Genomic DNA, 23,654 nt, shown 5'->3' with positions numbered 1-23,654 from the left:
ACGCCGATACCGCTGTCGTCGTTGACGCGATCGGATCGATCGTGATTACTTCATTGCAAACCTTTGCAGCCCCCCGAGAGGCGACCGCATGTCACCTAGAGCCGCCGGACGGGTCCGGTACGCCGTCGTGGGCACCGGCGCGCGGGCGGAGATGTTCGTCCGGGCGCTGGTGCTCGACCACGCCGACACCACCGAGCTGGTCGCCTTCGCCGACATCAACCAGGCCCGGATGAACGCGCACAACCGATGGCTGGGCGAGCTGGGGCATCGCCCGGTGCCGACGTACCCGGCCGGTGACTTCAAGGCCATGCTGGACTCCGAACGCGTCGACGTCGTCCTGGTCACCAGCGTGGACGTCACTCACGACGAGTACGTGGTGGCCGCGCTGCGCGCCGGCCGCGAGGTCGTCACCGAAAAGCCGATGACAGTGGACGCGGCCCGCTGCCGGCGGATCCTCGACACGGTGACCGAGACCGGCGGCCGGGTCACTGTCGCCTTCAACTACCGCTACAACCCGCTGCACGAACAGGTTCGCCGGCTGCTCGCCGAGGGCGCGGTCGGCGAGATCGGCTCGGTGCACTTCGAGTGGCTGCTCGACGTCCGCCACGGCGCCGACTACTTCCGCCGCTGGCACCGCGACAAGGCCAGCTCCGGTGGGCTGATGGTGCACAAGGCCAGCCACCACTTCGACCTGGTCAACTGGTGGCTGGCCGCCACACCCGTCGAGGTGTACGCGGCCGGCCGACTCTTCTTCTACGGCGAGGACGGTCGGCGGCACGGCTACGCCCGCGACTACGACAGGGCGCACGGCTCCCCCGCCGCCGCCGACGACCCGTTCGCGCTGCGGCTGGACGCGCACCCTCGGCTGCGCGAGTTGTACCTCGACGCCGAGGCCGAGGACGGCTACCAGCGCGACCGCAACGTCTTCGCGCCCGGGGTGAGCATCGAGGACGACATGGCGGTGCTGGCCCGCTACTCCACAGGCGCCACGATGACCTACCACCTCACCGCGTACGCGCCCTGGGAGGGCTACCGGGTGATGGTCAACGGCAGCCGGGGCCGACTGGAGCTGGACGTGGCCGAGAACGACTTCGTCGACCGGGGCACCGCCGGCGCGGTCAAGGGCGCCGCCCTGCACGGCGCCGAGGCGCCGATCGAGGGCGGAGGTGCGACGCTGACAGTGCGCCCGTTCTGGGCCCCGCCCCGGCAGATCCCGGTGGAGGGCCGCAGTCGGCACGGGCACGGTGGCGCGGACGCCCGGATGACAGGGGTGCTCCTCGGCGGTCAACCCGACCCGCTGGGCCGCGCCGCGACCGCCGACGACGGCGCGTTGGCCCTGCTCACCGGCCTGGCCGCCAACAGGTCCTTCGAGACCGGTCAACCCGTGCGCGTCGCCGACCTGCTCACCCCCCGCTGACACAGGAGACGAGGAGCCCCACCCCGTGCCCACGTTCGACCACACCGACCTGCTCCTGCCACCCGAACCGGGCCAACGCGCGCTGGCCCGGGAGCTGTACGCCCTGGCGGCGGAGCAACCCATCATCTCTCCGCACGGGCACGTCGACCCGGCCCTGCTCGCCGAGGACCGCCCCTTCCCGGATCCGGCGCAGCTGCTCATCGTGCCCGACCACTACCTGACCCGGATGCTGCTCAGTCAGGGCGTACCCCCGGGGGATCTGGGGGTGCCCACCCGCGACGGCAGCCCGGTGGAGACCGACGGCCGGGTGATCTGGCGACGCTTCGCCGCGCACTGGCACCTGTTTCGGGGCACCCCGTCGCGACTCTGGCTGGAGCAGACCTTCCGCACCGTGTTCGGGGTGCACACCCCGCTCGGCCCGAGCACCGCCGACGCCCTCTACGACGAGATCGCGGCCCGGCTCGCCGAGCCGGACTTCCGGCCCCGGGCGCTGTTCGAGCGGTTCGGCATCGAGGTCCTGGCGACCACCGAGTCGCCGCTGGACGACCTCGCGCAGCACGCCAAGCTCGCCGCCGACGGGTGGGGCGGGCCGGGCGGCCGGGTGGTCACCACGTTCCGCCCGGACGACGTGGTGGACATGGAGTTCGAGGGCTGGTCGACGAACGTGGACCGTCTCGGCGACCGGGCCGGCGAGGACACCGGCACGTACGCCGGCTACCTGGGCGCGCTGCGGGCCCGACGTGCCGCGTTCATCGCCGCCGGCGCGACCTCCTCCGACCACGGCCACCCCACCGCGCGCACCCTGGACCTGACCCCGGCCGAGGCCGAGCGGCTCTACGACCGGGGTCGGCGCGGCGAGGCCGACGCCGCCGACGCGGAGGCGTTCCGGGCGCACATGCTCGTGGAGTTCGCCCGGATGTCGCTCGACGACGGCCTGGTCATGCAGCTGCACCCCGGCGCGGTGCGCAACCACAACCGGTGGTTGCACGCCCGGCACGGTCGCGACGTCGGCGGCGACATCCCGCAGGCCACCGAGTACGTGCACGCGCTCGCCCCGCTGCTGGAGCGCTACGGCAACGACCCCCGGCTGCGGGTGGTGCTCTACACCCTCGACGAGGACACCTTCACCCGCGAGCTGGCGCCCCTCGCGGGCGGGTACGCCGCGCTGCTGCTCGGCGCGCCCTGGTGGTTCCTGGACTCCCCGGAGGTGCTGCGCCGGTTCCGGGAGACGGTCACCGAGACCGCCGGCTTCTACAACACCACCGGGTTCGTCGACGACACCAGGGCGTTCTGCTCCATCCCGGTACGCCACGACGTGGCGCGGCGGGTGGACGCCGGCTTCCTGGCCCGGCTGGTCGCCGAGCACCGGCTGCCGATGGACGAGGCCGCCGAGACCATCGTCGACCTGGCGTACCGGCTGCCCAAGCGGGTCTTCAACTTCGGAGGGCAGGCTCAGTGACGGTGAGCGCGAGGAGTGCAGCGCAGCGGAGCCCCGCAGTCGCGAACGAAAGGCAGGCTCAGTGACGGTCACCATCACCTCCGTCGAGGTGCACGACGTGCGGTTCCCGACCGCCGCCCGGGGCGACGGCTCCGACGCGATCAACCGGGGTGACTACTCGGCGACGTACGTGGAGCTGGGCACCGACGCCGGCCCGACCGGTGCCGGGTTCACCTTCACCAACGGCCGGGGCAACGAGATCACCTGCGCGGCGGTGCGCGCCCTGGCGCACCACGTGCGGGGACGCACCATCGAGGAGATCACCGCCGAGCCGGTGGCGTTCTGGCGCTCGCTCAGCGCCGACGTGCAGCTGCGCTGGCTGGGCCCGGAGAAGGGCGTCATCCACATGGCGACCGGCGCGCTGGTCAACGCGGTGTGGGACCTGCGGGCCACACTGGCCGGCAAGCCGATGTGGCGCTTCCTCGCCGAGCTACCTACCGACGACCTGGTGGCCAGCGTCGACTTCAAGCACATCACCGACGCCCTCACCCCGGACGAGGCGGCGGCCATCCTGGACAAGGGACTGATCGGCTGGGACGGTCGGCTCGCGGAGCTGGAGCAGAGTGGCTTCCCGTCGTACACCACCTCGGTCGGGTGGCTCGGCTACCCCGACGACAAGGTGCGGGCACTGACCCGGCAGGCGTACGCCGACGGCTGGCGGGCGATGAAGATGAAGGTCGGCGGCCCGCTCGCCGACGACCTGCGGCGGGCCCGGATCATCCGGGAGGAGATCGGCCCGGACGCGCTGTTGATGATGGACGCCAACCAGGTCTGGGACGTCGACGAGGCGATCACCGCGATGGCGACGCTGGCCGAGGTGGACCCGTACTGGATCGAGGAGCCCACCCACGCCGACGACATCCTCGGGCACGCCCGGATCGCCCGAGCGGTGAGCGAGCTGACCGCCGGCCGCTGCCGGGTCGCCACCGGCGAGGTGGCCGCCAACCGGGTGATCTTCAAACAGTTGCTCCAGGCCGAGGCGATCGGCGTCATGCAGATCGACGCCTGCCGGGTCGGTGGCGTCAACGAGGTCCTGGCCGAGCTGCTGTTGGCGGCGAAGTTCGGCGTACCGGTCTGCCCGCACGCCGGCGGCGTGGGCCTCTGCGAGTACGTCCAGCACCTGGCGATCTTCGACTACCTGCGGGTGGGCACCGGGTTGGACGGTCGGATGATCGAGTACGTCGACCACCTGCACGAACACTTCGTCGATCCGGTACGGACCCGCGGTGGCCGCTACCTGCTGCCCGAGCGGCCCGGTTACAGCGCCACCATGAAGCCCGCCTCGATCGCCGAGTTCCGCTTCCCGGACGGTCCGGCATGGCGGTGACCGTCGGGGCCTCCCGGCTCGGCCTGGGCATGCTGCGCCGGCTGCCCGCCGAGGCCCGCCCGCTGATCCGGCCGGGCACCGTGCCGACCGGCGTCGTACACCTGGGGTTGGGCGCGTTCCACCGGGCCCACCAGGCCGTCTACACCGAGGCGGCGGTCGGCGCGGCCGGCGGTGACTGGGGCATCGTGGCCGTCGCCCCGCGCAGCTCCGCCGTGGTCGAGGCGATCGCCGCGCAGGACAACCTCTTCAGCGTCAGCGCGCTCTCCGCCGCCGGCAGTGCCACCCGGGTGGTGGGCGCCCTCAGCGGCGTACGGCACGCGCCCAGCGACCCGGACGCCGTGGTGGCGCTGCTCGCCGACCCGGCGGTCCGGGTGGTGACCCTGACCGTCACCGAGAAGGCGTACCAACTCGACCCGGTGACCGGCCAGCTGTCCCCGGACTCGGCGCTCGCCGCGGACCTGGCCGGCGGCGCAGCGCCGACCACGGTGCCGGGGCTGCTGCTGCGCGGGTTGGCCGCCCGGGCCGCCGCGGACGCCGGGCCGGTGGCCCTGGTGAGCTGCGACAACCTGCCGGCCAACGGTCGGCGGCTGCGCGGCATGCTCGACCAGGCGGTCGGCCGCGCCGGCGGTGTGCCCGCCGGGCTGGTCGAGTGGGTGGCCGGCAACGTCACCTGCCCGGGCACCATGGTGGACCGGATCGTGCCGGCCAGCACCCCGGAGACGATCGAGGCGGCCCGCCGGGCGCTCGGCGTGACCGACCTGGCGGCGGTGGCCGCCGAGCCGTACGCGCAGTGGGTGATCGAGGACGACTTCCCCGGTGGACGACCGGGCTGGGAGTTCGCCGGCGCGGTGCTCACCGACGACGCCGGCCCGTGGGAGCGGTTGAAGTTGCGCGCCCTCAACGGCGTGCACTCGGCCATCGCGTACCTCGGGGCGTTGGCCGGTCGGGAGACGATCGCCGACGCGCTGGAGATCCCGCACCTGCGAGACGTGCTGCGCCGGCTGATCGCCGAGGACGTCGCGGCCAGCTTCACCCCGCCGGACGGGGTCCGGGTGGTCGACTACGGCGAGCAGGCCCTCGCCCGGTTCGGTAACCCGGCGATCCACCACCGCACCCTCCAGGTGGCCCTCGACGGCTCCCAGAAGCTGCCGCAGCGCGTCCTGCACACCATCGCCGACCTGCGCGCGGCCGGGCGGTCCGCGCGCTGGGGCGCGCTGGTCGTGGCGTCCTGGTTGCGCTTCGCGCTGGGGTACGCGGACGACGGTCGGCCGCTGCCCTTCCAGGACCCACTGGCCGGGCCGATCCGGGCCGCGCTGGATGCCGGAGCGCAGAGCCCGACGGGCGCTGTCGACGCGGTCTTCGCTCTGCGCGAGGTCATCCCGGTGGAGGTGGCCGAGGACGACGAGGTCCGCGCCGACGTGATCGCCTGGCTGACCGCGTTGGAACGGCACGGCGTCGAGGCCACCCTGGCCGGTGCCCGGTGACCGGGTCGACAGTGGCCGGGCGGCGGTGAACGGGGCCGCACCGCCGACCCGGGTGGCGGTGATCGGGGCGAACGGGCACGGTCGCTGGCACCGGCGGGTGATCGCGCCCCTGCACGCCGCCGGTCGGCTGCGGTTGGTCGCCCTGGTCGACGTACGGCCGGTGGAGGACGACCCGGCCGCCCCGGTGCCGCCCGGGGCGGCGGTGTTCACCGACCACCGGGCGATGCTCGCCGCCACCCGGCCGGAGGTGGTGGTGATCTGCACGCCGCCGCACACCCACCTGGCGATCGCCCGCGACGCCCTGGCCACCGGCGCGGACCTGCTGCTGGAGAAGCCGCCGGTGCTGTCGCTGGCCGAACACGAGGAGTTGACCTGGGCCCTCACCGCCGCCGGCCGGGTGGCCCAGGTCGGCTTTCAGGCGCTCGGCTCGGCGGCCCTCACCGCGCTGACCGACGCGCTGGCCGCCGGCCGACTGGGCACTGTCACCGGCATATCCACAATCGCCGCCTGGCAACGGCCGGACGCCTACTACGCCCGCTCCCCCTGGGCCGGTCGACGGAGTCTGGACGGCCGGCCGGTGTTGGACGGCGCGCTCGCCAACCCGTTCGCGCACGCGGTGATGCAGTGCCTGGCGATCGCCGAGGCGCTCGCGGGGGCGACGCCCTTGCCGGTTGCGATCGAGGTGGAACGCTACCGGGTCCGGCCGATCGAGGTGGAGGACACCGCCGTGCTGCGGGTCCTGTTCCGCGTCGGGCCGCCGGTGCTGGTGGCGGCGACCCTGGCCGCCGAGGAGTTCGTGGCGGGCGAGGTGGTGGTGACAGGTACGACGGGGCAGGCGGTGCTGGAGTACCCGACCGACCGGTTGCGCCTGCCCGGGGACGTGGTGACCCGCCGGGTGCCGGGGCGGCGGGGGTTGCTGGAGAACCTGCTCGCCCACCGGCTCGACCCGGTGGGCGTGCCGCTGATCGCGCCGCTGGCCCGTACCGCCCCGTTCACCGCGCTGCTGGACGCGTTGCGGCCCGCGCCGGAGCCCCGGCTGCTCGACGGCGAGTTGGTCAGCACCCTCGGCGAGGGCGGGGAGCGGGTCCGCCACCTGCGGGGCGTCGTCGACGTGTTGCGCCGGGCGGCGGAGCGGGGGGCGCTGCCGAGCGAGTTGGCGGTGCCGTGGGCGTCCGCCGCGTACCGCGCCGAGTTGGCCGGATAGCCCGGCACAAAAAACTGTCCACTCGTCCCGACGCCCGGCCTGGACAGAACACGCACAGTCGGGTCGGGTCGGCGACGTTCGGGCTCATCGATGTGGTGAAGATCGGCTATAAGTGACGCATGGACTTCCCGCCGCACCTGGGCAGCATGCCGATGCACGCGATCACCGAGATCCACGGCGAACCGGGCCTGCTGGAACGTTTCCGGCTGGAGGTCCAGCAGTTCGACGACGCCGCCCGGGCGCGGTTGACCGCCGCGCTCGACCTCGCCGCCGAGCTGCACCGCGACGATCGACGCGTCCGCGAGCCGTACCTGAACCACCTGCTGCGGGTGGCGATCCGGTTGATGCACCACTACCAGGTGCGGGACGTGGACGTCATCGTCGCCGGCCTGCTGCACGACGCCGTCGAGGACCACCCGGTCGAGCTGGCCGACGGCAACCCGGGCACCGACCCGACCGGGGCCGCGCTGGCCGCGCTCGCGGCGCGGTTCGGGCCACGGGTGGCCACCCTGGTCGCCGCGGTCACCAATCCGGTGTACGACCCCGAGCGGGACCGCAACGCGCAGTACCGGGAGCACCTGGCGGTCAGTCTGGACCGGGAGCCCTGGGCCCGGGTGATCAAGGTGTCGGACTTCACCGACAACGGGGTGGGCGTGATCCACACCGTCGGGCCGAAGGTGATCTCGTCGGCCCGGAAGTACCGGCCGCTGGTGCCGCTGTTCCGGGACCTGATCGGCCGGCCGGACACCCCGTTGTCGCCCGCGGTGAAGCGGCACATCTTCGGCCAGCTCGACCTCGCCGAGGAGCGGTTCAGCGCCATCCTGGACCAGCCCGCCCCGAGTTGACACGTACCGGATCACCCGACCGGGTTCCGTGACAAGTTCTCAGATCCGTCCGGAAGCCTTGGGCATTACGGTTGGTTTGCGCCAGATGAGAGGAAAATTCCCTCTCGGTTCATCTTTCGGGCGTGTCACCAATCGAGAGGATTCGGACCATGCGCGACCTTTCCCGTCGTGATCTGCTCAGGGCGACGGCCGTCGGCGCCGGAGCGGTCGCTATCCCGAGCATGATCGCCGGCAGCTCGGCCATCGCGGCAGACGGTCCCGGGTGGCCTTCCGACACGAAGTTCCCGCCGGCACAGCTGACCGGCCGGATCGTCCGCCCGCAGAGCCCCAACTACCCGGAGGCCAGCCTCGGCTGGGACGAGCTGTTCGTGCACTATCCGCTGGTCATCGTCTTCGCCCAGGAGACCCAGGACGTGGTCAACGCGCTCACCTGGGCGCGGCAGCACAACGTCGCGCTACGGGTCCGCAGTGGTCGGCACAACCTGGAAGGCTGGTCGAACGTCGACAACGGCATCGTGATCGACGTCAGCGAGTTGAAGGACGTCCACATCGACACCGCCGCTCGCGTGGCGAAGGTCGGCGCGGGGCTCACCCAGTCGGAGGCCGTGACCGCCCTCGGGGAGCACGACCTCGCGGCGACGACCGGCACGGAGGGGACCGTGGGCCTCTCCGGCGCGACCCTCGGCGGCGGCTTCGGCTTCCTCACCCGCTACATCGGGATGGCCTGCGACAACCTGATCGGCGCCGAGATCGTCGTCGCGGCGGGCGCTGACGGGGCGAAGGTGCTCGAGGTGGACCCGTGGAACTACCCGGACCTGCTCTGGGCGCTGCGTGGAGCGGGCAACGGCAACTTCGGGATCGTCACCTCGCTGACCTACAAGGTCGCCCCGCTCACCAGCGTCGCCTACCTGCAGGTGACCTGGCCCGGTCTCGGCGACCTGCACGAGGTCTTCGACGCCTGGCAGCGTGTCGGACCGTTCACCGACCCCCGCCTCGGCACCCAGGTCGAGGTCCACCCGGACGAGATCCTGCTGTTCGCGGTGCTCGCGGAGGGATCGGAGGCAGAGGCCAGGAAGCTGCTGGCGCCGATCCTGTCGATCGGCAACCCCACTGTCACCGTGCAGATCGGCAACTGGGGCGACGTCTACGCCGACTTCCAGATCCCCAACGAGGACGAGCCGGCGAAATGGAAGTTCTTCTCCCAGTTCACCCGGGAGCCGTTCCCGGCGAAGGCGGTCAGCATCGTCCGTGAGTTCATGGAGAAGTCGCCCTCGCCCGACAGCAACTTCTTCACCCAGGCGTTCGGCAGGGGGGCGCAACGACAGGAGCCGTTCGGTGGCGCGGCCTTCCCGCACCGCGACGCGCTCTTCTACTCCGAGCCCGGCGTCGGCTGGGGCACCCGCGGCGAACCCGACAGTGACGACGCCGTCACCCCGATCGCCCAGACCTGGATCGCCGAGTTCAGCCAGGCCCTGCGGCCCTACGTGGACGGCGCCTACGTCAACGTGCCGAACATCGGCATGGCCGAGTGGGAGAAGGCCTACTGGGGTCGCAACTTCCCCCGGCTGCGCAAGATCAAGGCGAAGTACGACCCGCACAACGTCTTCCAGTACGAGCAGAGCATCCCGCCCGCGACGCACTGACCCGGATGCCCGGCGGCGCGGGTGGCACCGCCCGCGCCGCCGGGCACCGCCGCCGACGGCGGGCTCGAATCGCCGGTCAGGACGGCGCGGCCTCGTCGAGGATGACGCGCAACGGGTGCGGGGCGCTGGTGGCCAGGTCGCCGAGTACGGCGATCAGCAGGCCGTACTGATCGGTCGGCTCGTCGGTGAGCAGCTGACCGGCGTCGGTGATCAGCACTGTGAGCGGACCGGCGTCGAGCCGGTCCCGGAGCACGTCGGAGAGGGCGTCCCAGGTGTCCCCCAGGTACGCCGGCAGGGCCAGTACGGCGGCGAGCGCGGCGAACAAACTGGCCCTGGTCCGCGTCGACGCTCCGGCCAGCACCACCGCGCCGGGCACGTCGAGGCCGCCGTCGTGGCAGACGATCAGCCAATCGGGCACCCGACCCGCGTGCTCGTCGACCATCACGTTCCTCCTGATCGGTCAGAGTCGGTAGAAGTCGGTGTAGTGGTTGGGTGAGAACCAGGTGACCCCGGTGCTGCGGTTCACCACGATCCGGTACGCGTCCCGGGCGGCGCCCTGGGTGCGCGGGTATACGTCGTACTCGTAGTAGGTGGCGTTGGTGGGCAGTTGACCCTCGTAGTTGTAGAACTGGCCGCCGGCGAAGTTGGACTTCCCGCCGCTCCAGGAGTACCAGCCTCGGCTGGTCGGGAACCCCTTGGCGGACCAGCCCGAACGGGCGGTGCGGGCGTCCGCGCAGCGGCTCATGGTGCAGGAGCTGTAGACCGCCGCCGAGGCCGGGTCGGTCAACCGAGGGGAGACCACGGACGGGCCGACCAACGCGGCGGCGACCATGGCGACGAGCAGGGCGAGGGTGGTGGTACGCCGGCGGATCGCGCCGAGCGTGGCCAGCGGGGACACGAGGGTGGACACAGGCTGCCTCCAGACCATCCAATCTATCGATCCGCGTGATTGTCGGACCGGACTCAGTCTCGCCGCTGCCGGTCGACGGCAACACCCTTCGGCACCCCAACTGCTCCACAATGCTCGGTTAACCCTGAGTGATCCTCAGTCCGGTTGGTGTCGATATGCCGTCTGCTCGGTGACGGCGTGGCGGCAGGCAAATCGGTCACCGGTTGTTAGCGTGAAAAGCGGATCCGTGACCGTGGAGGGGTGCCATGACGGACGCCCCCGACGGGAGGCCGAGGCCCGGGGACCAGTGGCGACACCGGGGCGTACGCGGGTTGACCATCGCCCGCGACGCCGGTGTGCGCGGCTGGCGGTGGTGGGCGCGAAGCTGGGATCGGCTTGTCGCCGCGCTCCAGGACGAGGCGCCCGTCGGCTCCGCTGCCGCACCGTCGCCGTCCGGTCCGCTCGTCGAGCAACGCGACGCGCCCCGGCTGATCGCGGTCGCGGCACGCGGGTACGTGTACTCGTTCTACATCCGCGCCACGTTCGCCTGGTCGTCGCCGGCGAGCCTGCGGTCGGAGGTGCTGAGCTGGTACGTGCAGTACTTCCAACCGAACGCCATCCAGCGGCTGACCCGGCTCGCCGCCGACGCCGCCCGGGACCTGCACCCACACCGTGCCGGTGACCTGGAGGTGGCGTTGCAGCGGGCGCTCGCCGAAGATCCCCTGTGGCACTACCAGCGGGGCGATGTCGCGCTCACCTGCCGCCCCGACGCCGCCGTACGACTCGACGAGCGGATCATGCCGGCGCTCCAGCCGCACGTCGACCGCCTGGTCAAGCTGGAATACCAGTTCGACGAGCAGATCCGAAAGGCCAGGTACGCCGAGGAGCTCAGCCGCCAGTGGGCGACGATCCTGGATGGTCACGCGGACGACCATGACCTGACCGACGCCCGCGACCACATGCTCACCGCGCAGCGAGAAGCAGCGAGATGGATCGCCGAACTCCTCCACCGTCACGCCAACGCCTCGAACGACCCGACCGCCCGGGTCCCCCCGAACAGGTCCCCCGCCCCTCCCACCCCTGCCCCGGTCCCGCCGACCCCCGAGTAGGTCTCCGCCGCGCCGCCTCCCCATGACCAAGTGATGAAAAGTAGGTGTGGAGGGCCTGTGGGACCTATTTCTCATCACTTGATCATCGGGCGGGTGCGGTTGACGAGAATGGAGAGGGTCTCCTGGCGGACCTGAACCGGTTCCGTGGTGAGGCGGCGGTGGCTGAAGCGGACGACGAGGATGCCGACGGTGGCGAGCAGGGCGTCGCGGCGGAGGTCGATCTCGCGTTCGGCCGGGTCGCCGTGGCTGGTCGCGCCGTCCAGCTCGATGTTGACCCGTTCCGCCTCGGCGAACATGTCGAGGTAGATCGTCCGGGCACCGACCCGTATCCGCGCCTGCCGGGTGAACGTCGGCATTCCCGACCCGGTGAAGACGTGGTCGTGGCCCCAGATCTCCAACGGGCTGCGGCACCCGGCGGCGAGCCGATCCAGCAAACCGCTCAGTGCCCCACGGTCGGGCATTCTCGCCACCTCGCCGAGGGCGGCGGCCAGGCGCTGCGGCGTGGTCATCCGATCGTTGACCGCACGGATGAGCAGACTCGATCGGTCGACCGGCGGCAACAGCGGCCAACAGTCCACCAGGGTCCGGTCGAGCCGAATGACCAGCAACCCTCCCCGGATCACCACCTGCGGCGGCGCGACCGCGAAGTCGGACCGGTGGGCTACAACAAGATGCGGCCGGTCCCGCAGGCCTGACCGTCGCGGCAGGTCGAGATACACCGGCTCCCCCAGTGGCTGGCGGCGTAGGCCCCACACGTCGAGCGCGGTCAGGCGGCTCAGCGCCCCACGCCCATCGACGTAAAGCAGCGCAGCGCGTCGGGCGACGTCCCGCTCGACCCGGGCCAGCGTCGGCAGGTCGGTGTTGGCGTGACAGATCAGCGCGGGGTCGCCGTATATCCCGGGAAGCAGCCGTACTAGCCGATTAGCCCGCTGGGAGGTCTGGATCGTCCAGGCCGGGACCGCCCGCAGTATGTCCCGTCGAGTGACCAGCCCATTGCCCCGCACGAGCAGAGCATGCAACCTCGGGTCCACCGCCCCACCCTGCCCCGGCGTACGACCGAGTACTGCCGACATGACTGCCGCTGTGGACAGCCAACGCACCTGTGGACAGCCGCCGGAGGCATCTCGATTGTGGTATGCGGACCCGTGGTGCCTCGCCAGTATCAGGCCAGAGAGGCGACGACGAGTCGCTTCGGCAAAGCGGCATTGAACGCGCTGCCGACTGACGCTGGGACAGACTGGTCGGCGTTCTTTCTGGGTCTAACCGCCGAAGCTCAGCGCCTGCCGCAGATCCACGTCCAGGCTCTCGTTGTACTGCGGATCGGGCTCGGCCCCGGCAGCGCTGAGGACGGTGCTGAAGAAGCACCTGGCGCCAACGGCGAGGATCACGCCGAAGATGTCCGCGTCATCGAGACCGTGACCGCGCAGGCCCGCGACGTCGGCCTCGGTGACGGAGTTCGCATCCGCCGCGACCTTACCGGCGAAGTTGACTACTGCGACCTCCTGCGCGGAGAGACCGGCGCTACCGTGGTCCGACGCGATGGCGGCGACGGTCGGCGCGTCGAAGAACTTGTCGCGCAGGACCTTTCCATGCGCCAGGCCGCAGTACGACGACTTCAGGGCCCGGGCCGCGGCGAGGGTCGCCAACTCATAGCGGCGCAGCTCCATCCCGGCCTTCACCGCACCGTTGAGCTGCTGCCATGCCACGTACACCGCCGGGTTGTGGGCGAACAACCTGGTGAAGTTGGGCAGATAGCCCATCGCCTTCGTATCGATATCGAACATCCGCTCGGTGTCCGGCGACTGTTCTGCCTGCTGCAGGAAACTCATCCGACTCCTCCCCATGCTTGATCCGGGACGGTACGCCGTTGGGACTGCGGACGCTGTCGGGAAATCGGCCGTGCACGGGGGCCCTGACACTCGACGATCGTCAGGTGACGGGCCTTCCTCACACCCGATCACCAGGAGAGCCGACCAGCAGGGATGCTGTGCGCCCAAACCCGCGCGCCACCGTTCCTAGCGTGTGACCTGGAATCCGGCACGAGCCACCTCACCGGTCGACGAAGCCTCGGTCTTGCGCCCGCACCGACGGATCAGCTACGTAGCCACCTATCCCGTGGCGGATGACCGCCGCCGGTCTGGTCGACCCGGCGGCGGCCAATCGGGTCCGAGAACGCCCGTCCGAGCAGGTAAGCGCTAGGAGGTGAAGCTCCAGAGGAAGTAGAAGCCTGGGGCGTTGGGGGTGTACTGGCGGTACTCGCAGTAGTACCGACTCCAGAGGCCGGCCCGAACACCCTCACTGCCGTAGCTGTTGCAGAACTGACCGTCGGAGTAGACGTTGCGCAGCGTGCCGCCTGGCGGGTCCGCCGCAGCCGGAGCGGCGCTGAACCCGACCAATCCGCCCAGCGCCAGCGCCACCGCCGTCACCAGGGTCGCCCATCTGCGTCCGCGCATGAAGCCTCCTCACATCACCGTCCACGGTGCATGGCGGCTCCGCGTCGAGCCGAGACCGGGACATCGAAGTTCGTGAAAGTAAAGGCTTGCATGGGCGCGTGCGGTTCGGCTCCCGACAACGGGCGGCGCTACCGCGACGATCCGCCAGCGATCTCCGTCGAATGGGCATCCGCCCTGAACACGCGTCAGCCGCGGTTGCGCCTGACATGGCCCGATGCACCACGGTGCGGTCCAGATCTGGCCGTAACCGAATGGAGGCGTCGTCGTGCCGTTGAGCCGGATCGGCAAGTTCGCTGAGGGTAGCGATCAGAGTGACATTGGCCCGGAAGCCCGCCCGGTCGATCACGCGCCGACTTTAGTCGTCCGCGGAAGGGACGGGGGTACCCAAAAGGCTCGTGTAAGTAGCCGGCCCGCTACCTACGGCTCCCGCATCCAGGTCTTCGGGTCGGTCACGAAGACGCCTTTGCCCTGCTGCCGTCGAATCACCCGCAGCGCTTCCAACCGGGCGTAGGCCATCTGCACAGTCCCGTGGCTGACGTCGTAGCGAGCACGCAACTCAGCGATTGAGGGCAGCTTGTCCCCGGGCTTCAACTTCTTCGACCTGACGTCGGCGATCACATCATCGGCGATGCGCCAGTAATCCGGCACTTCTCGCATGGCACTCCTCGCGTGGCAACCCGATTTGATCACACCGCGACACGCCTAACAAGCAGCGTTGACTCATCTGACATGTCTAGCTATGTTGATTTCGGGCCGATCCTCGCGTGGCAACGAGTTCGGCTCATCCCCTGGTCGGGGCGGGTGCGTGTGCCCGTCCCGACCCACCGGACTGCCCTGCTGTCGTACCGCTGAATGGGGCTGCGGCGGCGGAGCGGGCGGGTCGCCCGCGGCCCCCGAGCGGACGACCCGCCCTTCCAGACCCACCACAAGGACCTTCCGCGCTCCCGCCTGCCCTCAGAGAGGATCGTCGTGGCTCAGGTGTATCGAGGTGGCCAGCCCTACCCCGCCGGCTACCCAGGCAGGTTGACGCCGCACGAGGTGCGGACCCGCGCGTTCGCCGCGTGTCGGCGCGGCGTCGACCCCGATGAGGTACGCGAGTTCCAGGCCCGGGTGGCCGACGAGCTAACCATGCTCAACGAGACGGTACGGCTGCTCAGCCGGGAGAACGACCGGATCAAGCGGGCGCTGCGTGACTGGCAGACGATGCACGCGCGGGAGTGCCCGCCACCGCAGAAGCACCACCACAATTCCGGCCACTGGTGACCGCGCGTCCCTCCCCCGGCGACCTGCTCGTCATCGACGGCCGAGCGTCTGTGCAGTTCGCCGGGGATCGTGCCCTGACCTTCCGCGTCGTCTCAGTCTGCGACCGACCAACGTACGAAGGTTGGATCTGGTTGACGGGCTACGTCCTCAACCGCCGAGGCAACGCGACAGCCAAACGTGAGGTCTACGTCCAACTAGCCGGCCTAACGGCGTCCGGGCAACCGAATCAACCCGAGCCTCGCTTAGCGCGGGCAGAACTGGATCAAGCCGCCTTGTAGACGGTGTCGAGGTGCCATTCGAGGAAATCAGCACGCGGCCGGTCGCGGCGTCGTTCTGGCAAAGCGATCTGCTCGCCCGCCTTCGCATAGAACTGGTCGCCGTTGCCGAACTCGCTGCGAAGCCGCGGACTGACCAGAAGGCGGTGCTTCGGATCGACGCCCAGGTAGCCACGGTCGAAGAGGATGTGCACGTCGGACTTGAGCAACAGGCCGTTGTCCAGCCGATGCTCGCCCCCCAGCGGGAGCGGGCGGATATGCGCGGCCTGCAGCACGGGCTGGACCCTGTTGCCGGTGATCGCACAACGCCGGCCGTAGGCTCCCAGGACCACCGCCTTGAATGACTGCTGCCCGAGCCGTTGGGGCACCAGTCGCGGGTCTCCGTAGACGGGTCCGGGACGATGCCAGGGCCCGCTCAGGTCAACCGCCGCCGTCGTCCCGATCAGACGGTGGATCAGCAGATCGAAGTACGACGCCGTATCGGCGTCGGCCAGGTTGTAGGTCTTGCCCTGTACGACATTCGACGCGAACGCTGGCGGTGGATCGACAGTCGATTCGTCGGGGAAGAAGGTCACGTCCCGGACGAAGATGCAGCCGATGATCGGATCCTCCCCTGCACCGATCGCCTGCTTGCGGTAGCGCCCGACACTGCGGCGCATCTCGTCGATACTCGAAGCTCCATTGGCCTCGCCGAAGAGCTCCCACGCCTCGGAGATCCGCAGCTGCGTGAAGCCGCTGAAGAAGCCGCCGCCCACCACCCGGTTCAGCGGAAAGTGTGCCTTGAACAGGAAGGGCTCGCCTGGAGTGAGAGCCCGAAATGTACCGCCGGAGGGCCGCCAGAAGTTGACCTCGTTCAGCGCGGGACGCTCCGCAAGGAAGCGGTACCACCTCTCGTCAGTCACCCCCACGAAGGCCTTCACAACGAACAGCGTGGATCAAAGAGGATCTACACGCCACCACCTGAACGGTCACCTGTGCGCGCGTCGCGGCGGCCGCTGTCCTCACAAACATTCAATCGCGCCAGCGAGGTGGCGAGGATCGTGCCGACCAAGACGCCGAGGAGCGCTGCAAGCAGCATCAAAAGCTCGCTTACGAGGCCGTGGCTACCAGCACGGTCAAGCCCCGCCAGCCTTTGCCCCGACGTTCTGCGTCAGTGCGATCCGCCTCCCGTGACGGACCCCAGCGCTGGTCTTCCCGTCCAGGACCACATTTCCAGCGCATCCCGGTCGACGAGCGTGATGTTGAGCTGCCGGGCTATCTGAATACCGTCGCCCGCGGTGAAGAAGCTGTTCGTCACGAGCATGCAGATCTCGCCACCGTGGATGTCTCGGCAGGTGCCGGCGAACCGCTGGATCGCGGCACTGCCGACCCGGTTGTTGGGGCTCTGCCGCTTGCACTGCACCACCACGCGTCGGCCGTCGGGGGCGATCGCCAGGACGTCCGCTCCCCGGTCGCCGGAGCCACCGCACACCGTCACGTTCCGAAACCCGGACGCGACCAGGATCCGGGCGAACCACTGCTCGAACTCGGGGCCGCTCATCGTGTCGGTCACCGCGATCAGCCTGTCCCGCTGGGCCTGGTCGGCCCGCTCGCGGGCACGCTGCTTCGACACGACAAGACCCACCGTGGCCGCCGCCATTACGACGAGGCTCGCCAGGAGAGCGGACCAGTATGGGTGCCGCTGCACGAAATCGATGACCATGCGAACGAGCAGGAAAACGACGACGGCACACAGTGCTAGAACCCAGCCGTTGGCAGATCTGCCGCCACCGGACACGCGGCGGACCGTCGATCTGCGCCGAATGCTGCCCGTGCGCCGCCTTCGGTAGTGCGCCCGAACCCGCGCGCCACCCTTCCTGGTGTGTGACCTGACATACGGCACGAGGCACCTCCCCGATCGAGGAAGCCTCAGTGTCGCGGTAGCGTGCGACAACCCCCTGCACGGCCGTGGATGGTGTCAGGTACCGGTCGGCCGTCGGGACGCCGCGACCGCCAGGGAAACCGCTCCGGCACCGCCGCACTCAGGCGGCGGGCACCTCAGACGCCGCGGTGGACCGGTCGACCAACGCCTGCCGCAACGTCGCGGACTGCTCCACCGACCCCCCGCGTACTCCGAGACTGTGCCGGGCGGCCCGGTAGTACCCGTCGCGGGCCTCGTCGACCCGGGTCAGCATCTCCACCACGTCCGACGGCGACTCGACGATTCCCCGGGCGAGCCGTTCGACCTGCCAGATCGCGTCCCGCCAGCTGGCGGCGGCGACAACCGTCGGCTCGTCGCCGAGCAGCAGCAGATTCTCCCAGACGATGGTGCGCCGAGCGTCCGCCTCAGCCAGCCGGGCCAGGCCCTCCTCGCGATCGATGGGGTGGCTCCGCGATCCCGGCCGGTGCTCAGCCGTCAGTCGCAGCGCCACCGCGTGACTCTCCTTGAGGGCGTGCGCGTAGTCGACGTACGCGTCGAGCCGGCGCTCGTCCCAGCGGACGCTCTGACTGCGCCGCCACCGTGCGCGGTCGGCCAGGGAGGTGGCGAGGATCGTGCCCAGGGTGCCAACCAGTACGCCGAGGAGAGCCGGAAGCTGCGTCTGAAGGTCGCTCACGCGGTCGAGGCTGCCAGCCCCGGGCAACCCCCTCACCCTCTGCGCTGACGTCGGCGTGTCGAATCGCTCAGCTGCCAACGATCACCGGGGCGCCCGACCCGCGACTCAGGACGGCACGTCGCGGTGGCGGAAGGCGGCCACGCCGACGGCGAGCAGGGCCGCGGCCACCGTCGCCAGCACCACCAGAGGGAGCGCCGCCGGGTCGACAGCGGGCACGGCCGGCACATGGGTGTACGGCGAGACGTTGAGCGCGGCCTGCGGCAGCTCCAGTACCGCGCCGAGCTGCCCGAGGAGCAGGAAGACCAGCAGCGCCGTCCAGGACAGCACCACCGACCAGCGGGGCAGCAGCCCGAAGATCGCGGTCACCACCCCGGCCACCACGAGCAGGGCGGGCAGGCGTAGCAGCGCGGCACCACCCAGCTCGACGGCCTGGCCGAGCGGGTCTCCGGTGACGATGCCGTAGCCGAGGCCGGTGGTCACGCCGGCGAGGAGCAGCAGGGCGACCGCGCCGAGTGTCGCGGCGAGCACCTGGGTGCCGAGCCAGCGGGTGCGGCTGACCGCCGTGGCGAGGGCCGCCTCCAACACCCCGTCGGCTTCGTCGCCGCGTACGCGCAGCAGGGCCTGCACGACGTACGCGCCGATGGTCAGGGCGAAGAGGCCGAGCATCGCGGCCAGGTACGCGTTGATCAGGTCGGCGCCGCCACCCATCGCGTTTATCGCTTCGGCGGCGGCCGGATTCGCGTCGATCATGTCGTTGAACTCGTCGGCGGCGACGCCCATGGAGAGGCCGAGCACGGCCACCCCGACCGCCCAGCCGAGCAGTGTGCCGCGCTGCATCCGCCAGGCCAACCCGCTGGGGCTGAGCAGCCGTGGCGCACCGGTGGCCGGGCCGCGTCGGGGGGCGATCAGCCCGGCGCCCTGGTCGCGTCGCTCGGCGAGGGCGTACGCCAGCGCCACCCCGGCGAGCAGCAGCGCGACGGGCAGGGCGAGCACCCACCAGCGTTCACCGTCGAAGGCTCGTACCTGATTGCCCCAGCCGAGCGGCGAGATCCACGACGGCCAGGCGCTCCGCACGCGGGTCCCGTCGGCGCTCTGCTCGCCGAGCACGTCACCGGCGGCGCGCAGCACGAAGGCGAGCCCGACGGTGGCGGCGGCGAGCGCGTTGGCGCCGCGTGCGGTGACGGAGAGTTGGGCGGTGACCGCGGCGATCGCGGTGAAGGCGACCCCGACGCCGCCGATCGCGCCCGCGGCCGCGACGGAGCCGGCGAGCGGCAGACCAGCGCCGACCAGCGCGACCGCGAGCAGCACGGCGGCCAGGGCGTTCGCCGCGACGATGACGAGCAGCGCGGCGGTGAGCGGCGCGTACCGGCCGACCACGTTGGCGCCGAGCAGTTCGGCCCGGCCGGTCTCCTCGTTCTGGCGGGTGTGCCGGGTCACCGCGAAGGTGCTCAACAGCGCGACGATCAGGGCAAGCGTCACGTACGTCTCGGCGACCACCACGGCGCCGAGGTCGGTGCCGTGGATGGGACCGTTGAAGGCGCGGGCGACCAGGCTGGACGCGGAGGTGGTGGCGTAGCCCAGCCGGGCCTCCTGGTCCGGGTAGATGCCGGCGACGCTGCCGGCCAGGGCGTAGCCGAGCAGTGGCGTGCCGAGTATCCAGATGGCGAGGCGGATCCGGTCGCGGCGCAGCACGAGCCGGGCCAGCCGGGTCGTGCCGGTGAGGGCGCTCACCGGGCACCGGCCTGCGGGGCGTCAGCCTGCGCATCGGCGCCGGAGGCACCAGCGGCGGGAGCGCCCGAGGCGCCGGTGGGAGCGCCTGTAGCAGCGGCGGCCGGGTCGTCGCCGTAGTGGCGCAGGAAGAGCTGTTCCAGGGTGGGTGGCGTGCTGGTCAGCGCGCGGACGCCGAAGCGGATGAGCTGGCCGAGCAGCTCGTCGAGGTGGGCGGGGTCGACCTCCAGGTGGGTACGGCCGTCGACCTCGTGCACGTCGTGCACGCCGGGCAGCGCGTCCAGGCCGGTGACCGGGCGGGCGGTCTCGACGGTCACCGCCGTGCGGGTGAGGTGGCGCAGCTCGGCGAGGGTGCCGGTTTCGACGGTGCGGCCCTCGCGGATGATGCTGACCCGGTCGCAGAGCGCCTCGACCTCGGCAAGGACGTGGCTGGAGAGCAGCACTGTGGCGCCGGCCCGCTTGACCCGTCGGACCTCGTCCTGGAACACCGCCTCCATGAGCGGGTCGAGGCCGGAGGTCGGCTCGTCGAGCACGTACAGCTCAACCGGGGAGGAGAAGGCGGCGACGATGGCGACCTTCTGCCGGTTGCCCTTGGAGTAGGTGCGGCAGCGGCGGGTCGGGTCCAGGTCGAAGCGCTGCAGCAACTCGTCCCGGCGGCGTCGGTCGAGGCCGCCGCGCAGTTGACCGAGCAGGTCGATGGCTTCCCCGCCGGTCAGGTTGGGCCAGAGGCTGACGTCGCCCGGAACGTAGGCCAGCCGGCGGTGCAGGCGGACCGCGTCGCGCCACGGGTCGGCGCCGAGCACCTGGGCGTCGCCGGAGTCGCGGCGGAGCAACCCGAGCAGGATGCGGATGGTGGTGGACTTCCCGGAGCCGTTGGGCCCGAGGAAGCCGTGCACCTCCCCCTGCTCGACGTGCAGGTCCAGCCCGTCGAGTGCCCGGATGGCGCCGAACGTCTTGACCAGGTTGCCGATCGAGATGACGGACATCGCCCCTCCTGCCATTGGATGCGTCGACCGTCACCACTGTACTGACCGTTGGTCAGTCGAATCAACGGTGACGGTGCCCACTGGTCAGGACGTCGCTAGGCTGGCCGGCATGACCGCCGATCCCGCGGACGACACCCGCACCCGGATCCTGCGCGCCGCGCTCGACCTGTTCGCCGAACACGGTTACCAGCGCACCTCGCTGCGCCAGATCGGCGAGCGGCTGCGGCTCACCAAGACTGCGATCCTGTACCACTTCCCGGCCAAGGAGCATCTGCTCGCCGCCCTGGTCGAGCCGTTGGTGGCGGACCTGGAGGCGCTGCTCGACTCGGCCCAGAGTCAGCCCACCGAGCGGGCCCGGTGGACGGTGCTGGAGGGCTGGTTGGACATCATGCTCGCCCATCGCCGGCCGCTCGGCATGCTCTTCCACGACATCGCGCTGATCGGCCGGGGCGACACGTACCACCGCCTCATGGAGGTCGCGATGCGGGCCAACGACCTCATCGCCGGGCCGAACGCCGGGCGTCGCGAGCGGGTCCTCGCGGTGCAGGCGGTGGGCGCCTGCAGCGATCCGGTCGTCTTCTTCACCGACGTGTCCGACGAGGTGCTGCGCGCCGACATGCTCGACGGCGCACGCCGGCTGCTGGCCCCACTGCCCGCGGACGCGGCGCCCCGCCCGCACGAGGAGGCCGGGGCCGGGGCGCACGAGGAGGCCGGGGCCGGGGCGCACGAGGACGCCGCAGCCGGGCCGCGCACGGCCGCGACGATCCCGCCGTCGAGGCGCGAACCCCCGACGCACACGACAACGAGGGACAGGGCCCCGGGAGGCGCGATCCCGACGACGCCACCGACCGTGGCCGGCGGCGCGGGAACGGCGAGCCGGCGTCGGCGGCCGGGGCGGCCGCCCGCGCTGGGCCGCGAGCAGGTCGAGGCGGCCCGGCGGATGCACGCGGCGGGCACCCACTCGGTGGACGCGATCGCCGCGGCGCTGGGTGTCTCGCGGGCCACTGTCTACCGCCACCTGACCGCGCAATAACGAGACAGTTCTAAGACTGTTTCGAGACGGTTGTAAGCCTGCTGTGAGCCGGTGTTCAGGCCGCCAGCGTGGCGTAGCGGCCGTTGCGGTCCAGCAGGCTGTCGTGGGTGCCGGCCTCGACGATCCGACCGTGGTCGAGCACCGCGATCTGGTCGGCGTCGCGCACCGTGGAGAGTCGGTGCGCGATGGTGATCGTCGTGCGCCCCTGGGCGAGCACGTCGAAGGCCCGCTGCACGGCACGTTCGGTTTCGGTGTCCAGCGCGCTGGTGGCCTCGTCGAGGACCAGGATGCGCGGGTCACGCAGCAGCGTCCGGGCGATCGCGAGGCGCTGCTTCTCACCACCTGAGAACCGGTGGCCGCGCGAGCCGACCACCGTGTCGTACCCGTCGGGCAGCCCGGCGATGAGGTCGTGGATCTGGGCGGCGCGGGCGGCGTCCTCGATCTCGGTGTCGGTGGCCTCCGGCCGGGCGTAGCGCAGGTTCTCCCGGACGGTGGTGTGCAGCAGGTACGTCTCCTGGCTGACCACGCCGACGATCGCGGCCAGGTCGGCCAGGCGCAGGTCGCGCAGGTCGACGCCGTCGACGGTGATCCGGCCGGCGGTCGGGTCGTGCAGCCGGCTGACCAGCCCGGCGAGGGTGCTCTTGCCGGAGCCGGTCTCGCCGACCAGGGCGAGGCTGGTGCCGGCGGGCACGTCGAGGGTGATCCCGGCGAGGGCGGCGGTGTCGCTGCCCGGGTAGCCGAAGGTGACGTCCTCCAGGCGCAGGTGGCCGCGCGCCCGGGTGGGGTCGAGGCGGACCGGCTCGGTGGGGTCGGCCACGTCGACCGGCAGGTCCAGGTATTCGAAGATCCGGGCGAAGAGCGCCAGCGACGCAGTGAGCGAGACGCCCACGTTGAGCAGCCCCATCAGCGGCCGGAACAGGCCGCCCTGCAGGGCCGTGAAGGCGACCAGGGTGCCGATGCTCAGCGTGCCGGCGGTGCCGGGCAGCCCGGCGGCGAGGTAGATGACCGCCGGTACGGCGGCGAAGATGATGCTCATCGAGGCCATCCGCCAGCGGCCGGCCAGCTCACTGCGCAGCTCCAGGTCGACCAGGCGGGCCGAGGAGGCGGTGAACCTGTCGATCAGCGCGGGGCCGGTGCCGAGGGTCTTGGCCAGCTGTACGCCGCTGATCGAGAGCCCTTCCTCGACTGTGACGTTGAGGTCGGCGAGTTCGCGTTGCCGCTGGGCGGTGATCTCGCGGCGCATCCGGGCGACCCGACGGGTCAGCCAGATGGCCGGCGGCAGCACCACGAGCGAGACCAGGGAGAGCTGCCAGGAGAGCGCGACCATGGCGACAGTGGTGGCGACCACTGTGGTGAGGTTGGCGGCAACGGCGGTGGCGGTGGAGGTGACCACCGACTGCATGCCGCCGATGTCGTTGGTGATCCGGGACTGCACCTCGCCGGTGCGGGTGCGGGTGAAGAAGCCGAGTGACTGGCGCTGGAGGTGGCTGAAGACGTCGGTGCGCAGCCGGTGCATGACCCGCTGGCCGACCTGGGTGGAGATCCAGGTCTGCACGACACCGAGCGCGGAGGTCACGGCCGCGACGGCGACCATGCCGAGGACCAGCCAGACCAGCAGCGTCACGTCGCCCTGCGGCAGGGCGCGGTCGATGACGGCGCGCAGCAGGAACGGGGTGGCCATCGCGATGATCGAGGAGACCACGATGATCGCGGTGACGGCGGCCAGCGCGGGCCGGTGGGGGTTGAACAGGCGGCCGATGCGGCGCAGCGACACCTGACGGGCCTGCGCCTTCTCTTCGGCGCTGAGGGTGCGGTGGCCGCGGTCGCGGCCCTTCGGGGTGGGTTCCAAGGGGGCACTACCTTTCGTCGGCAATATTGCTGAGGTTACCTCATCATGAGGGAGCAA

At 71.0% G+C, this 23,654-nt stretch carries 22 protein-coding genes; 10 read left to right on the top strand and 12 right to left on the bottom strand.

Annotated elements, in window-relative coordinates; genetic code table 11:
• Window positions 1-88: 88 nt before the first annotated feature.
• From IW248_RS08740 to IW248_RS08710, 7 genes are all read left to right on the top strand, one after another.
• Window positions 89-1,417: a Gfo/Idh/MocA family protein gene (locus IW248_RS08740; protein ID WP_196926516.1), complete on the top strand. Its 1,329-nt coding sequence runs from the start codon at window positions 89-91 to the stop codon at window positions 1,415-1,417.
• 25 nt (window positions 1,418-1,442) lie between these two features.
• On the top strand, window positions 1,443-2,876 hold the full coding sequence (gene uxaC / locus IW248_RS08735; RefSeq protein WP_196926514.1) for a glucuronate isomerase: 1,434 nt from the start codon (window positions 1,443-1,445) through the stop codon (window positions 2,874-2,876).
• 61 nt (window positions 2,877-2,937) lie between these two features.
• Window positions 2,938-4,242 (top strand): enolase C-terminal domain-like protein, encoded by a 1,305-nt coding sequence (locus IW248_RS08730; RefSeq protein WP_196926512.1) that lies wholly within the window; start codon window positions 2,938-2,940, stop codon window positions 4,240-4,242.
• Window positions 4,233-5,726, top strand: coding sequence for a mannitol dehydrogenase family protein (locus IW248_RS08725; protein ID WP_196926510.1), 1,494 nt, complete (start codon window positions 4,233-4,235; stop codon window positions 5,724-5,726). Before IW248_RS08730 ends, IW248_RS08725 begins: the two co-directional genes overlap by 10 nt.
• On the top strand, window positions 5,716-6,930 hold the full coding sequence (locus IW248_RS08720; RefSeq protein WP_307787861.1) for a Gfo/Idh/MocA family protein: 1,215 nt from the start codon (window positions 5,716-5,718) through the stop codon (window positions 6,928-6,930). The genes IW248_RS08725 and IW248_RS08720 overlap by 11 nt, the downstream gene beginning before the upstream one ends.
• 119 nt (window positions 6,931-7,049) lie before the next feature.
• A complete protein-coding gene (locus tag IW248_RS08715) occupies window positions 7,050-7,775 on the top strand; it encodes an HD domain-containing protein (protein ID WP_196926509.1) in 726 nt (241 codons plus the stop codon).
• 149 nt (window positions 7,776-7,924) lie between these two features.
• Window positions 7,925-9,418, top strand: a complete 1,494-nt coding sequence (locus IW248_RS08710; protein ID WP_196926507.1) for an FAD-binding oxidoreductase — start codon at window positions 7,925-7,927, stop codon at window positions 9,416-9,418.
• A 76-nt stretch (window positions 9,419-9,494) separates the two neighbouring features.
• On the opposite strand, the gene IW248_RS08705 is transcribed toward IW248_RS08710, so the two are convergent.
• On the bottom strand, window positions 9,495-9,860 hold the full coding sequence (locus IW248_RS08705; protein WP_196926505.1) for a barstar family protein: 366 nt from the start codon (window positions 9,858-9,860) through the stop codon (window positions 9,495-9,497).
• A gap of 18 nt (window positions 9,861-9,878) precedes the next feature.
• Complete coding sequence (locus IW248_RS08700) at window positions 9,879-10,328, bottom strand: ribonuclease domain-containing protein (RefSeq protein WP_240639442.1); 450 nt, start codon at window positions 10,326-10,328, stop codon at window positions 9,879-9,881.
• Window positions 10,329-10,573: 245 nt separating this feature from the next.
• Between IW248_RS08700 and IW248_RS08695 the strand changes: the two genes are divergently transcribed.
• Window positions 10,574-11,416, top strand: a complete 843-nt coding sequence (locus tag IW248_RS08695; protein WP_196926503.1) for a hypothetical protein — start codon at window positions 10,574-10,576, stop codon at window positions 11,414-11,416.
• 74 nt (window positions 11,417-11,490) lie between these two features.
• On the opposite strand, the gene IW248_RS08690 is transcribed toward IW248_RS08695, so the two are convergent.
• The 4 genes from IW248_RS08690 to IW248_RS08675 form a co-directional block, all read right to left on the bottom strand.
• Window positions 11,491-12,489 carry a DUF559 domain-containing protein gene (locus tag IW248_RS08690; RefSeq protein WP_231396235.1) on the bottom strand — a complete coding sequence of 333 codons (999 nt, stop codon included), beginning with the start codon at window positions 12,487-12,489 and terminating at the stop codon, window positions 11,491-11,493.
• Window positions 12,490-12,675: 186 nt separating this feature from the next.
• Window positions 12,676-13,245, bottom strand: coding sequence for a carboxymuconolactone decarboxylase family protein (locus IW248_RS08685; protein WP_231396234.1), 570 nt, complete (start codon window positions 13,243-13,245; stop codon window positions 12,676-12,678).
• A 366-nt stretch (window positions 13,246-13,611) separates the two neighbouring features.
• Window positions 13,612-13,869: a hypothetical protein gene (locus IW248_RS08680; RefSeq protein ID WP_196926502.1), complete on the bottom strand. Its 258-nt coding sequence runs from the start codon at window positions 13,867-13,869 to the stop codon at window positions 13,612-13,614.
• A 417-nt stretch (window positions 13,870-14,286) separates the two neighbouring features.
• Complete coding sequence (locus tag IW248_RS08675) at window positions 14,287-14,526, bottom strand: winged helix-turn-helix domain-containing protein (RefSeq protein WP_030490587.1); 240 nt, start codon at window positions 14,524-14,526, stop codon at window positions 14,287-14,289.
• A gap of 312 nt (window positions 14,527-14,838) precedes the next feature.
• Between IW248_RS08675 and IW248_RS32970 the strand changes: the two genes are divergently transcribed.
• On the top strand, window positions 14,839-15,132 hold the full coding sequence (locus IW248_RS32970; protein ID WP_307787858.1) for a DivIVA domain-containing protein: 294 nt from the start codon (window positions 14,839-14,841) through the stop codon (window positions 15,130-15,132).
• Between the two features lie 262 nt (window positions 15,133-15,394).
• Here IW248_RS32970 and IW248_RS08665 read toward each other — a convergent pair whose 3' ends face one another.
• The 5 genes from IW248_RS08665 to IW248_RS08645 form a co-directional block, all read right to left on the bottom strand.
• A complete protein-coding gene (locus tag IW248_RS08665; protein ID WP_124819901.1) occupies window positions 15,395-16,327 on the bottom strand; it encodes an HNH endonuclease in 933 nt (310 codons plus the stop codon).
• Window positions 16,328-16,557: 230 nt separating this feature from the next.
• Window positions 16,558-17,184: a restriction endonuclease gene (locus IW248_RS33680; protein WP_196926499.1), complete on the bottom strand. Its 627-nt coding sequence runs from the start codon at window positions 17,182-17,184 to the stop codon at window positions 16,558-16,560.
• A 244-nt stretch (window positions 17,185-17,428) separates the two neighbouring features.
• Window positions 17,429-18,001: a hypothetical protein gene (locus IW248_RS08655; protein ID WP_196926497.1), complete on the bottom strand. Its 573-nt coding sequence runs from the start codon at window positions 17,999-18,001 to the stop codon at window positions 17,429-17,431.
• A gap of 105 nt (window positions 18,002-18,106) precedes the next feature.
• Window positions 18,107-19,732: an ABC transporter permease gene (locus IW248_RS08650; protein WP_196926496.1), complete on the bottom strand. Its 1,626-nt coding sequence runs from the start codon at window positions 19,730-19,732 to the stop codon at window positions 18,107-18,109.
• On the bottom strand, window positions 19,729-20,715 hold the full coding sequence (locus IW248_RS08645; protein ID WP_196926494.1) for an ABC transporter ATP-binding protein: 987 nt from the start codon (window positions 20,713-20,715) through the stop codon (window positions 19,729-19,731). Before IW248_RS08645 ends, IW248_RS08650 begins: the two co-directional genes overlap by 4 nt.
• A gap of 109 nt (window positions 20,716-20,824) precedes the next feature.
• Here IW248_RS08645 and IW248_RS08640 point away from each other — a divergent pair, with 109 nt between their 5' ends.
• A complete protein-coding gene (locus IW248_RS08640) occupies window positions 20,825-21,748 on the top strand; it encodes a TetR family transcriptional regulator (RefSeq protein ID WP_196926493.1) in 924 nt (307 codons plus the stop codon).
• A gap of 55 nt (window positions 21,749-21,803) precedes the next feature.
• Here the strand turns inward: IW248_RS08640 and IW248_RS08635 are convergent, their stop codons facing one another.
• The gene (locus IW248_RS08635) at window positions 21,804-23,597 is read right to left on the bottom strand and encodes an ABC transporter ATP-binding protein (protein WP_196926491.1); all 1,794 of its coding nucleotides are present in this window, start codon (window positions 23,595-23,597) and stop codon (window positions 21,804-21,806) included.
• Between the last annotated feature and the right edge of the window lie 57 nt (window positions 23,598-23,654).

It is taken from the genome of Micromonospora ureilytica (assembly GCF_015751765.1).
GTDB lineage: Bacteria > Actinomycetota > Actinomycetes > Mycobacteriales > Micromonosporaceae > Micromonospora > Micromonospora ureilytica.
The sequence above is the reverse complement of the archived record's forward strand: the minus strand, read 5'-3'. Positions and strand labels throughout refer to the sequence as shown.